Raw genomic sequence first — 12,293 nt, 5'->3', positions numbered from 1 at the left:
CGATGACATTTACCGATCTGTTCGTGCGCCGGCCGGTGCTGGCGCTGGTGGTCAGCACCCTGATCCTGCTGTTCGGCGCGCTGGCGCTCAGCCAACTGCCGATCCGCCAATACCCGCTGCTGGAAAACTCGACCATCACCATCAGCACCGATTATCCCGGCGCGTCGTCCGAGTTAATGCAGGGCTTTGTCACGCAGCCGATCGCCCAGGCGGTGTCGTCCGTCGAGGGCGTTGACTACCTTTCTTCCTCATCGGTGCAGGGGCGCAGCGTAGTAACGGTGCGCATGGCGTTGAACCGCGATTCCACCCAGGCGCTGACCGAGGTGATGGCCAAGGTTAACCAGGTGCGCTACAAGCTGCCGGAGCAGGCTTACGATCCGGTGATTGAGCGTTCCGCCGGTGAAGCCACCGCCGTGGCCTATGTCGGTTTCTCCAGTAAAACGCTGTCCACGCCGGCGCTGAGCGAATACCTGACGCGGGTGGTGGAACCGATGTTCACCACCATCGACGGCGTCGCCAAGGTGGAAGTGTTCGGCGGGCAAAAAATGGCGATGCGCCTGTGGCTGGACAGCGATCGGCTGGCTGGCCGCGGCTTGACCGCCGCCGACGTGGCCGACGCGGTGCGGCGCAACAATTACCAGGCGGCGCCGGGTAAGGTGAAAGGGCAATACGTGGTTGCCAACGTGCGGGTGAACACCGATCTCACCAGCGTGGAGGAGTTCCGCAATCTGGTGGTGCGTAACGACGGCAACGGCCTGGTGCGCTTGAAGGACGTCGGCACCGTGGAGCTGGGTGCCGCGACGACGGAAACCAGCGCGCTGATGGATGGCGAACCGGCGGTGTTCCTCGGCGTCTTCCCCACGCCGACCGGCAACCCGCTGGTGATCGTCGACGGCATTCGTCACCTGATGCCGGCGATCGACAAGATGCAGCCGCCGGGCGTGAAGATGGCGCTGGCGTTCGAAACCGCGCGCTTTATTCAGGCCTCGATCGATGAAGTCGTGCATACCCTGCTCGAAGCGCTGGTGATCGTGGTGGCGGTGATCTACCTGTGTCTGGGATCGTTGCGCACCGTGCTGATCCCGGTGGTGACCATTCCGCTGTCGATCCTTGGCGCCGCCGGGCTGATGTTGGCCTTCGGCTTCAGCGTCAATTTGCTGACGCTGCTGGCGATGGTCTTGGCGATCGGCCTGGTGGTGGACGATGCCATCGTGGTGGTGGAGAACGTGCATCGTCATATCGAAGAGGGGAAAACGCCGCTGGCGGCGGCGATGATCGGCGCGCGCGAGGTGGCGGGGCCGGTGATCGCCATGACCCTGACGCTGGCGGCGGTCTACGCGCCGATCGGCCTGATGGGCGGGCTGACCGGCGCGCTGTTTCGCGAGTTCGCGCTGACGCTGGCCGGCGCGGTGGTGGTGTCCGGCGTGGTGGCGCTGACGCTGTCGCCGGTAATGAGTTCTCTTCTATTGCCGGCCAAACAGCGCGAAGGGCGCGTGGCGCGCGCCGCCGAGGGGGTCTTCGGCGGCCTGACGCGGCGCTATGCGCGCGCGCTGGATTTCTCGCTGCACCACCGTTGGGTGACCGGCGCGCTGGCGCTGCTGGTGATGATCAGCCTGCCGCTGCTGTATCTGATGCCGCAGCGCGAGCTGGCGCCGACCGAGGATCAGGCCATCGTACTGACCGCCATTAAGGCGCCACAGCACGCCAACCTGAACTATGTCGAACGCTTTGCCTACAAGCTGGACGAGGTTTACAACCGCATGCCGGAAACCGAAAGCCGCTGGATCATCAACGGCAGCGACGGCACCGCATCCGGTATCGGCGGCATCAACCTGACGCTGTGGCAGGCGCGTCAGCGCTCGGCGTCGGCGGTGCAGGCCGATCTGCAACGGGCGGTGAACGACGTCGAAGGCACCAGCATTTTCGCCTTCCAGCTGCCCGCCTTGCCGGGCTCCACCGGCGGGCTGCCGGTGCAGATGGTACTGCGCACGCCGCAGGACTACCCGCAGCTGTACCGCACTATGGAAGAGGTGAAACAGAACGCCAGAAACAGCGGTCTGTTTATGGTGGTGGACAGCGATTTGGACTACAACAACCCGCTGGCGGAGGTGCATATCGATCGCGCCAAAGCCAACAGTCTGGGGATCCGCATGAGCGACATCGGCGAATCGCTGGCGGTGCTGGTGGGGGAGAACTACCTCAACCGCTTCGGTATGGACGGGCGCGCCTATGACGTGATCCCGCAGAGCCTGCGCGAACAACGGTTGACGCCGCAGGCGCTGGCGCGGCAATACGTCCGCACGCAGGACAATACGCTGGTGCCGCTCTCCACCGTGGTGTCGGTGGCCGTCAAGGTCGAGCCGAACAAGCTGACCCAGTTTAACCAGCAGAACGCCGCCACTCTGCAGGCCATTCCCGCGCCCGGCGTTTCGATGGGGGAAGCGGTGGCGTTCCTCGAACGGCAGGCGAATGCGCTGCCGGCCGGGTTCAGCCACGACTGGCAGGGCGACTCGCGCCAATATACCCAGGAGGGCAGCGCACTGGCGTTCGCGTTCCTGGCGGCGTTGGTGATCATCTATCTGGTGCTGGCGGCGCAGTACGAAAGCCTGAAGGATCCGCTGATTATCCTGATCACCGTGCCGCTGTCGATCTGCGGTGCTTTGCTACCGCTGGCGCTGGGTTATGCCACGATGAACATCTATACCCAGGTCGGGCTGGTGACCCTGATCGGGCTGATTAGCAAGCACGGTATTCTGATGGTGGAGTTCGCCAACGAACTGCAGATGCATCAGGGGTTGGCGCGGCGCGCCGCGATTTTGCAGGCGGCGCAAATTCGCCTGCGGCCGGTGCTGATGACCACCGGGGCAATGGTGTTCGGCTTGATCCCACTGCTGTTCGCCAGCGGCGCCGGCGCCGCCAGCCGCTTCGGTCTGGGATTGGTGATCGTGTCCGGCATGCTGGTGGGCACGCTGTTTACCCTGTTCGTGCTGCCGACGGTGTATACGCTGCTGGCGCGCGATCACGCGGTGGCCTCACCCCGCCAGCGTGAGCTGGCCGCGGCACAAAAGGCGCTGACGGAGTAAACCACCGGCGCCCGCGCGAAAAATAAACCCGCCTCGGCGGGTTTTTTCGTCAGTTCTTGCAGCCCATCAACTCCGGCAGGACGCCGGGCTTGCTCTTCAGCGAGGCCTGCACGTCGTCCGGCAGACCGGCCCAGATGATCAGGCCGGTGCGTTTTTCGATCTCGTCCACCGTCACGCGGAATTGGCAGAAATCGGCACCCTTCGGCGTGTTCTGATCGAACAGGAACGCGGCATAGTGGTTTACCGCCGGGCTGTTGTTGATGAAAATCACCTTCCAGTAAGCGCTGGGGATAGTGTGCGCTTTCTGGGTGCCCGGCAGTTTGCCCATATCGCGCTCATACAGCGGCCCGGTCACGGTATAGACCGAGGAGATGTCGGCGCGATCGATCAGCTTGCGTTCCTGATCTTCCAGCCGCGCCCAGGCGCCCTGGTTAAGATCGGACTTTTGCGGCGTGATGTTGGACAGGTAGTTCAGCGATTCCCAGTCGGAAACGCCCGCCAGCGAGGCCAGCGGCGCCTGATGACCGCGATCGACCTTCAGCGCCGCGTTAGCGCCGGTGTAATCGGCGGGCGCCAAAGTGTCCGCCGGGTTGAGCGCCGGATCGGTTTTCCAGTTGCGCGTCTTGCCGCTGGCCGGTGTGTCTTTGGTGATGTGATAGGCCACCCAGTTGGCGAACTTGGTGCTGCTGTTGTTGTTCAACGTATAAGCATGGCGCACGATAGATACGTTGCTGCCGCCGCCGGTCGGGCAGCCTACCGCACAGTTGTCGATGGATTCGAGCGTGTCGGCAGACGCCTGTGCGGCGAACAGCAGGGCGGTCAGGGCCAACATCTTGTTGTTAAAGCGCATATTCATATCCTCAATAAGTTAAATGATACTGTATATATTTACAGTGAATTAAACTTATCGCAGTGAAACGAATACAACAATGCAATACATTCATGTCGTGAATGTATCAGCGTTGGCAGAGCGAAACGCCAACCCCAGGCATCAAAAACGCCAAAATGCGCGTGAACAAAGGATCAGCATCGGATAAATCTCGAGGCGTCCGAGCAGCATGGCGGCGCACATCAGCCACTTCGCCGCGTCGTTCAGCGTGCCGAAGCCGGCGGCGGTTTCTCCATACCCCAGTCCCATATTGTTGATGCAGGCGGCGACGGTAGCGAAAGCGGTGACCAGATCATAGCCCATCAGATTTAGCAGCCAGATAAACAGGCAGGTGAACAGCACGTAGAGGAAGAAGAAGCTCCAGACGGAGCGCAGCACCCGATCCTGGATCGGCGCATTGCCGACCTTGATGGTGAACATGGCGTTGGGATGCACCAGTTGGCTGATCTCGAGCCGGCTTTGCTTGTACATGATCAGAAAACGCAGCGCCTTAATGCCGCCGCAGGTGGAACCGACGCAGCCGCCGAAAAAACTCGCCGCCAGCAGCAGCATGATGGTGTGGGACGGGATCTTGGTGTAATCGGCGATGGCCAGGCCATTATCGGTCATCATCGAGCTGGTGAGGAAAAAACCGTGCACGAAGGCATCCTTGGCGCCGTACATGCCGGAGCGGTACAGTTCAATACACACGACCGCCACGACGATGGCCAGGATCAGCAGAAAAAAGCGCAGCTCGGGGTTACGGTACAGCGGTTTCAGGCTGCGGCGGCCGACGGCGACGAAATAGAGCGTGAAGTTCACCGCCGCCAGAATGGAGAATATACCGCCGACCATCTCCACTGCCGAACTGTCGTAATATCCCAGGCTTTCGTTGCGGGTGGAGAATCCGCCGAGCGACACGGTGGAGATGCCGTGGCACAACGCATCGAACCACGGCATGCCCGCCAGGCGAAAGGCGACGGTGCAGGCCAACCCCAGGCCAAGGTAGATCAGCCACAGGTTTTTCGAGGTGTCGGCCAGACGCGGCGTCAGGCGTTCCTCTTTGAACGGGCCGGGCATTTCCGACTGATACAGCTTGGCGCCGCCGATACCGAGTAGTGGCAGTACGGCCACCGCCAACACGATAACCCCAAGGCCGCCGACAAAATTGAGCTGCGAGCGATAATAAAGGAACGATTTGGGTACGTTAGAGACGTCGTTCAGCACCGAGGCGCCGGTGGTGGTGGTGCCGGAGACCCCTTCAAACATCGCGTCAACCAGCCGGATGTTCAGCGTGTCATCCAGCCACAGCGGCAGGGCGCTGATCGCGGAAAACAGCAGCCAAAACATCACGATGATCAGAAAGCCGTCCTGGGTACGCAGCTGCACTTTCGACTGCCGGGTGCTGAACCAGCCCAATCCGCCGAGCGTCGCGGCGAGCACCAGGGTGTAGAAAAACGAGAAGGCGCTTTTTTCTTTATACAACAGGCCCATCAGCAAGGGGGGAATCATTGAAAGGCTGTAAAGAAGGACCAAAAAGCTGCAAAGATGAATAACGACCAGGATTTGTTTGGTTCTGACCATGCTGTTGCTCGGAATGCCTGCCGACAATGCGTCAATTTATTGAAGTGTATCAAGCATAAAGCAGGCGATATAAAAATAACGTAAAAATTCATATCGCCGAATAAGTATGGCGGTGTTTCTCACCGGGGCGCGGTTTATTCCAGCAGATCGTTGACGGTGCGACGCACATAGTGCGTCATCTGCGCCAAATCGTCCGGCGAGACCGGGCCACCGCCGGCGCGCACCACCTGCTGCTCTATCTGGGCGATCTCCTGCTCGACCTTGTTGGCGATCTGCACTTTGACTATCTTGTCCACCGAAGACAGCAGCACCTTCAACACCACTTTCAGCGCGATGTTTTCGCAGAACGAGTCGTAGTGATGAACCGGCGGCGGCGGTGCCGGGGCCGGCTCGGGCGCGCGCGGAGCCAGAGCCTTGAAGCTGTCTACATTTTCAATAATAAGATCCATGTCTCTTATTAGTTCATCAAAATCTTTAGACACTGACTTATTCCCTTCGCTGTGCGCAAAAAACAGAACGCCCGTCCTTCGGCCGAGGCCGATGAACACGGGCAGAACGAATTCGGGCCTGGCCTTCAGACGCTGAATGGCCGGGGGAGGGGCATTCTAACCTTGCCGCGGGTCGGCAACAAGATGGGGCCGTGCGAATGCGCGGCCCCTTTGAGTGGTGGGTAAATGGCGGCCGCTTAACTTTTCAGCTTGGCGGTAACTTTCGCTACGTGTTCGCCCTGATAACGGGCGATGGTCAGCTCTTCATTACTCGGCAGCCGTGAGCCGTCGGCGCCGGCGATGGTGGTGGCGCCGTAAGGGGTGCCGCCGCGCACATGCGAAACGTCAAACAGCTCCGGCGTGGCGTAGCCGATCGGCACGATGATGAAACCGTGGTGCGCCAACGTGGTCCAGGTGGAGCTGATGGTATGTTCCTGGCCGCCGCCGGTGCCGGTGGAGGAGAAGACGCTGCCCACCTTGCCGTGCAACGCGCCGGAAGCCCACAGGCCGCCGGTCTGATCGAGGAAGGTGCGCATCTGCCCGGCCATGTTGCCGAAGCGGGTCGGCGTGCCGAAGATAATGCCGTCATAGTCCGCCAGCTCTTGCGGGCTGGCGACCGCCGCCTGCTGATGTTGTTTGCCCCCGGCCTTGGCGAAGGCTTCCGGCGTCATGGTTTCCGGCACGCGTTTAATTGTCACATCCACGCCGTTGACCCGGTTCGCCCCTTCGGCCACCGCCTGTGCCAGGCTTTCGATATGGCCGTACATCGAGTAATAAAGCACCAACACTTTCGTCATGTTCCGTACTCCCGCTCAGATGATTAACTGAATCCCCTGATAAGCATAGAAGCGAATGACGAATTTGATCTTGCCGAATGGCCGGTTCAGGGCAAACGCCGCAGTTTTTGCTCCAGCCGCTGCTGTTGCCAGCGGCTGAAAACATTGCGCAGCAGCAGGGTGCGCACCGCCCGCATGATCAGTGCGATGCTCATACCGCCGATCGCCCACAGCGACCAGAGATATTGCGGGTGGGTGAACCAGTTGATGGCGAACAGCAGCGCGCCGATAAAGGCGAAGCGCACCGCCATGCTCAGCAGTTTGCTTTCTGCGGCCACCTGCCGGCGAATACGCTGTTCTTCGCTCACGTCATTGGGGGTTTCCGGCTGCGGCTGCGCGTTGAGATCGCTGACCTGCACGCCCAGCGCGGCGGCGATCGCGGTCAAGGTTTCCAGGCTGGCCTGTTCGCCGTTTTCAATCCGCTGTACGGTGCGGGTGCTGAGGCCAGCGATGGTCGCCAGCTGCTCCTGCGACCAGCCTTTTTCCAGACGTAATGGCCTGATGCGGTACTTTTGCATGGTGCGCTCCTGAGTTCGCTGTCACTGTCATTCAGTGTAGGGCGAGCGGGGGAGCGGCGCCACGACAGCGGCACGACAGCGACACGACATCCGCCGCCGGTACGGGTTGGCGGCCGTCAGAAGGCAACGTTGCGGATAAACCGCAGGGGGAGATCGCTGCGGTTGACGTAAGCGTAGCGTTGATCGCTGTTGAAGGTTTGCGAGACGCCGGCGGTGAGCGTCAGCGTATCTTGTTCCAGCTCCAGCGTCAGGGTACCGGCAATCACGTAAATCATTTCGCTCCAGCCTGCGGCGTCCGGTGCCGAGTCATAACGCTCGCCCGGCATCAGCGTCCATTCCCACAGTTCGGCCCGTTGGCATGCCGGCACGCTGGCGGCGAACAGCGCCTGGCTGCCCGGCTGCGTGCCTTGCCAGGCCAGTTCCCCCACCAGATGGCTGCCGCGCGCCTCCGGCGCCTGGATCAGATCGGTAAAGGAAATCGCCAGAGCGGCAGCGATCTTGTCGAGCACCGCCAGGCTGACGTTGCGGTCGCCGGCCTCGATGCCCGCCAGCATGCGGCGGCTTACGCCGGAAAGTTCGGCCAGCGCCGTCTGGCTCAGACCCGCCTGTTGGCGGTAGCTTCGCAGATTGCTGCTCAGGTACTGCAGCACCTTGGGGGGATCGTTTTTCACGTTATGTGCCGTATTGCTCATCGCCGGGCTTTATCTCATACTGGCAGGATCTGTGCATTATATTGCACCCAGCAAGAAGGGCAAGCCGGTGTCAGCAGCAAAAAAATCCTTTATTTCCGCCGTGGTTCCGCAAATCAGGCTGCCGGAAGCGGTGTTGATTTTTATCACCATGATCTGGGGCGGCACCTTTTTGGCGGTGCATCACGCGATGCAGGTCAGCGGGCCGTTCTTTTTCGTCGGCCTGCGTTTCGCCACCGCCACGCTGGCGCTGACGCTGTTTTCGCTGCGCGTGCTGCGCGGCCTGACCCTGTATGAACTGAAGGCAGGCGGGCTGATTGGGCTGGCGATTATGTTTGGTTACAGCATGCAAACCGTCGGCCTGCAGACCATCACCAGCAGCCAATCGGCGTTTATCACCGCCATGTACGTGCCGATCGTGCCACTGTTGCAATGGCTGGTGCTGGGGCGGTTCCCCGGCATCATGTCGTGGATCGGCATTCTGTTGGCCTTTACCGGCCTGATGCTGCTGGCGGCGCCGAGCAGCACCGACATGACGCTGAGCCTCGGCGAAATTCTGACGCTGGCCGGTACCCTGGGGATGGCGGCGGAGATCATTCTGATCGGCGCCTTCGCCGGCAAAGTGAACATTCGCCGGGTGACCATCGTACAGCTGGCGACCGCCTCGCTGGCTTCATTTCTGATGATGGCGCCGACCGGCGAATCGCCGCCGCCGTATTCGGATTACCTGCTGTATAGCGCCATTGGGCTAGGGCTGGCCAGCGCCTTGATTCAGCTGACCATGAACTGGGCGCAGCGCAGCGTGTCGCCGACGCGGGCTACGGTGATTTACGCCGGTGAGCCGGTCTGGGCGGGTATCGTCGGGCGGTTGGCCGGCGAGCGTTTGCCGGGCGTGGCGTTGCTGGGGGCTGCATTGATCGTGGTTGGGGTGGTAGTCAGCGAGCTGCGCGTGCGGCGCAAGGATAAAGCGGCGGTGGCGACGGAAGCGGATTAGCGCAGAGGCACAAAAAAGAAGAAAGGGGCGGAGATATCCGCCCCTTTTTGCATCATGCGGTTTTCTTCTTGCGCAGGAACACGTAAGACAGGCCGAGCACGATGAACCACAGCGGGGTGACGATCAACGCCTGGCGGGTGTCTTCGCGCAGTGACAGCAGCACCAACACGAACACGAAGAACGCCATGCATACCCAGCACATCAGTTTGCCGGCCGGCATCTTGTAGATCGATTTCTGGTGCAGCGCCGGGCGCTGTTTACGGTAGACCAGATACGAGCACAGGATGATGGTCCAGACGAACATGAACAGAATCGCCGATACGGTGGTCACTAGGGTGAAGACCGTCATCACGTTCGGGATCAGGTAAATCAGCACCACGCCACCCAGCAGGCAGATGCAGGAGAAGGTGAGGCCGTTGGCCGGCACCGCGCGCTTGGACAGATTGGCGAACGATTTTGGCGCGTCGCCCTCCTGCGCCAATCCGAACAGCATGCGGCTGGTGGAAAACACGCCGCTGTTGGCGGAAGAGGCGGCGGAGGTCAGTACCACGAAGTTGATCACGCTGGCCGCGGCCGGCAGGCCGACCAGCACGAACAGTTCAACGAACGGGCTCTTGTCCGGCACCACGGAGTTCCACGGCGTCACCGACATGATGACGATCAGGGAGAACACGTAGAACATGATGATGCGGATCGGAATCGAGTTGATGGCGCGCGGCAGCGATTTCTCCGGATCCTTGGTTTCTGCGGCGGTGGTGCCCACCAGCTCAATGCCGACGAAGGCGAATACCGCAATCTGGAAGCCGGCGAAGAAGCCGCTGATGCCTTTCGGGAACATGCCGCCGTCATTCCACAGATGGGTGAATGAGGCCACGGTGCCGGTCGGCGACTGGAACTGCATGGCGATCATCACCAGCCCGGCGACGATCAGTCCGACGATGGCGACGATTTTGATCATCGCAAACCAGAATTCCATTTCGCCGAACATCTTCACGGTCGCCAGGTTAAGGCCGAGCAGCAACAGCACGCACAGCAGCGAAGCGATCCATTGCGACAGCCCGGGGAACCAGAACTGGGCGTAGGCAGTGATCGCCACGACGTCGGCGATGCCGGTGACCACCCAGCAGAACCAGTAGGTCCAGCCGGTGAAGAATCCGGCCCACGGGCCGAGCAGATCCGCAGCGAAATCGCTGAACGATTTGTATTCCAGATTGGACAGCAGCAGCTCGCCCATGGCGCGCATCACGAAGAACAGCATAAAGCCGATGATCATGTACACGAAGATGATCGAAGGGCCGGCCAGGCTGATGGTTTTACCTGAGCCCATAAATAGACCGGTGCCGATGGCGCCGCCGATGGCGATCAGTTGAATATGTCGGTTAGTGAGGTCTCGCCGTAGATGATCTTCTGAAGCGGGCGTCGCGTCAGTCGCTATTTTGGAATGATCTACCATCTGATGATGTCCTGTTTTACCTGTCATTAGTGAAGTCGCGAGCTCTGAAGTGGCTCTTTTTTATACATTTATCCGGTTGGCCCGGCTTTAGTAAGGTAGTGCAATAACGCCACCTTTGTGCAACATGTTTGCAACATTTATACGCGGGATAAAAGTCGATCAATCTTTACACGGAGGAGGCAAATCGGACGTTCAGGGAGCGGAAGATTACTCTTCAAAACGTGGGATTAACAGACCTTATGCGGCTTATCTAGTTGATTAAACAAAGGGTTGTAAAACTCGCATGAGAAAAAGTAATGGGTGTAAGCGTTTGACAGTTGTGCCGGCGAGGAGGACAATTTATCGCGTTGGGTCGTTAGCTCAGTCGGTAGAGCAGTTGACTCTTAATCAATTGGTCACAGGTTCGAACCCTGTACGACCCACCAACTAAATCAGCGTGTTACGCTCAGACTTTTCGCAGCCAGTTCCCGCATTGCGCCGTTTTAAGCGCGCATTCTGCAAAAAAATTCGCATTTTTCGACTGATGTTCAGAAAGGTGATCTGGCGCAAACTGCGGTGTTGCACCTTACTTTATACGGCAAGGGAGGCTGTGCGCTGGCGCAACGTCGGTACATGGAGGGGATATTTGCCCAAGAATCTTTCAGGTCAAAAAACGGGGAATAAATGCGCAGCGGACATCAAGGCCAGTGCCCAAACGGCGGCCGAGAGCGTGGCGGTGGCATAGACGCGCCCCAACGGCAGTTTCAACATGCCGGCCATCAGCGGTACGGTGTAGCGCATCACCGCCAGAAAGCGCGAAGCGAACAACAGCGGCAACCCCCTCTTTTGCAAGACATACTGCGCTTTGCTCAGCGGCGCGTGAAAGCGCACCGGCAGCCGGCCGCTGAGATCGCGGCGGCACAGCAGCGCGCCGCCGTGGAACGACAGGATCGATCCCAACGCGGCGCCGCAGGCGATGGCCGCCCAAACCGCGCCGGCGGGCAGCGCGTGCTTGCCCGCAAGAATGCCCATCAGCAGTGTGGCCGACGCGGGCGGCAGCACAGAAGAAACGAAGATTACGGATTTCCCCAGTGCGAACAGGAAAATCAACAACAGCAACATCTCCGGTTCCGGGCTGTATTTGGCGATAATTTGCGTCAACTCATCCATTTAACACCTGCGGGCGAGGGGGCTGAGTGTCAGTGTCCCATCTGCAGGTTCAATAATGGCTAAATAGCGCGCCGCTAGCCGGCAATCTCCGCATCTTACCGGCCCTCGTGGGGGGCCGTGTTTTGTTAATCAGAACGTTCAGGTGCGGCTTACGAGAGCAAGCGCGGTGATCGAGATCTGCGTGCGCAATCACTGAATCGGGAGAGAGGTCATTGGCCTGCGGCGTTGCGCTTTCATCTCGGCGGGTGGCGAGATAAGGTGAAGCACGACAAATAAAATGCAGGAGCGTCACATGCTTAAGGTCATCGCTGAAGATTTCATTCACCCGGAACACATTGAAACCGTCATGCCGTGGTATCGCGAGCTGGTGGAGAAAACCCGACAAGAACCACTGTGCATCACTTATGAGTTGTGCATCGACCAGCAAGATCCCGGGCATTTCATTTTTATCGAAAGTTGGCCGGACCGCGCCGCCCTGGACCTGCATTGCCAGACTGAACATTTCACCCGGTTGGTGCCACAGATTAATCAGTATCAGCGCAAGCCTTGCACCTTTATGTTTATGCAGGCATTTCCTGAATTGGAAAGCGAGTGATGAAAAAGGCCCCGCTGAGGGCGGGGCTAATGGCTT

11 protein-coding genes and 1 tRNA gene are annotated in these 12,293 nt (G+C 59.9%); 4 read left to right on the top strand and 8 right to left on the bottom strand.

The window, feature by feature from the left end:
- Positions 1–2 precede the first annotated feature (2 nt).
- Positions 3–3,083, top strand: coding sequence for a MexW/MexI family multidrug efflux RND transporter permease subunit (locus tag BHU62_RS00570; RefSeq protein ID WP_073528658.1), 3,081 nt, complete (start codon positions 3–5; stop codon positions 3,081–3,083).
- A 49-nt stretch (positions 3,084–3,132) separates the two neighbouring features.
- On the opposite strand, the gene BHU62_RS00565 is transcribed toward BHU62_RS00570, so the two are convergent.
- From BHU62_RS00565 to BHU62_RS00540, 6 genes are all read right to left on the bottom strand, one after another.
- The gene (locus BHU62_RS00565) at positions 3,133–3,933 is read right to left on the bottom strand and encodes a DNA/RNA non-specific endonuclease (RefSeq protein WP_073528657.1); all 801 of its coding nucleotides are present in this window, start codon (positions 3,931–3,933) and stop codon (positions 3,133–3,135) included.
- A 141-nt stretch (positions 3,934–4,074) separates the two neighbouring features.
- A complete protein-coding gene (locus BHU62_RS00560) occupies positions 4,075–5,535 on the bottom strand; it encodes a TrkH family potassium uptake protein (protein WP_073528656.1) in 1,461 nt (486 codons plus the stop codon).
- A 134-nt stretch (positions 5,536–5,669) separates the two neighbouring features.
- Entirely contained in the window at positions 5,670–5,984 is a 315-nt protein-coding gene (locus BHU62_RS00555) for a hypothetical protein (protein ID WP_016928271.1), read from the bottom strand.
- Between the two features lie 236 nt (positions 5,985–6,220).
- Complete coding sequence (wrbA, locus tag BHU62_RS00550; RefSeq protein ID WP_073528655.1) at positions 6,221–6,820, bottom strand: NAD(P)H:quinone oxidoreductase; 600 nt, start codon at positions 6,818–6,820, stop codon at positions 6,221–6,223.
- Between the two features lie 86 nt (positions 6,821–6,906).
- The gene (locus BHU62_RS00545; RefSeq protein WP_073528654.1) at positions 6,907–7,377 is read right to left on the bottom strand and encodes a helix-turn-helix domain-containing protein; all 471 of its coding nucleotides are present in this window, start codon (positions 7,375–7,377) and stop codon (positions 6,907–6,909) included.
- A 116-nt stretch (positions 7,378–7,493) separates the two neighbouring features.
- Positions 7,494–8,069, bottom strand: a complete 576-nt coding sequence (locus BHU62_RS00540; protein ID WP_073528653.1) for a helix-turn-helix domain-containing protein — start codon at positions 8,067–8,069, stop codon at positions 7,494–7,496.
- 67 nt (positions 8,070–8,136) lie between these two features.
- Between BHU62_RS00540 and BHU62_RS00535 the strand changes: the two genes are divergently transcribed.
- Positions 8,137–9,060, top strand: a complete 924-nt coding sequence (locus BHU62_RS00535) for a DMT family transporter (protein WP_073528893.1) — start codon at positions 8,137–8,139, stop codon at positions 9,058–9,060.
- Between the two features lie 52 nt (positions 9,061–9,112).
- Here BHU62_RS00535 and cycA read toward each other — a convergent pair whose 3' ends face one another.
- The gene (gene cycA / locus BHU62_RS00530; protein ID WP_073528652.1) at positions 9,113–10,513 is read right to left on the bottom strand and encodes a D-serine/D-alanine/glycine transporter; all 1,401 of its coding nucleotides are present in this window, start codon (positions 10,511–10,513) and stop codon (positions 9,113–9,115) included.
- A 349-nt stretch (positions 10,514–10,862) separates the two neighbouring features.
- On the opposite strand from cycA, the gene BHU62_RS00525 reads away from it, so the two are divergent.
- Positions 10,863–10,938, top strand: a tRNA-Lys gene (locus BHU62_RS00525).
- 220 nt (positions 10,939–11,158) lie between these two features.
- Here BHU62_RS00525 and BHU62_RS00520 read toward each other — a convergent pair.
- A complete protein-coding gene (locus tag BHU62_RS00520) occupies positions 11,159–11,662 on the bottom strand; it encodes a DedA family protein (RefSeq protein WP_073528651.1) in 504 nt (167 codons plus the stop codon).
- Between the two features lie 292 nt (positions 11,663–11,954).
- On the opposite strand from BHU62_RS00520, the gene BHU62_RS00515 reads away from it, so the two are divergent.
- Entirely contained in the window at positions 11,955–12,257 is a 303-nt protein-coding gene (locus BHU62_RS00515; protein WP_073528650.1) for a putative quinol monooxygenase, read from the top strand.
- Positions 12,258–12,293: the final 36 nt, after the last annotated feature.

Origin of the sequence: Serratia marcescens, assembly GCF_001902635.1 — a bacterium.
In the GTDB taxonomy this organism is placed as follows: Bacteria; Pseudomonadota; Gammaproteobacteria; order Enterobacterales; family Enterobacteriaceae; genus Serratia; species Serratia marcescens_F.
Note: the sequence above shows the minus strand (reverse complement) of the source record. Positions and strands in the feature narration are given on the sequence as shown.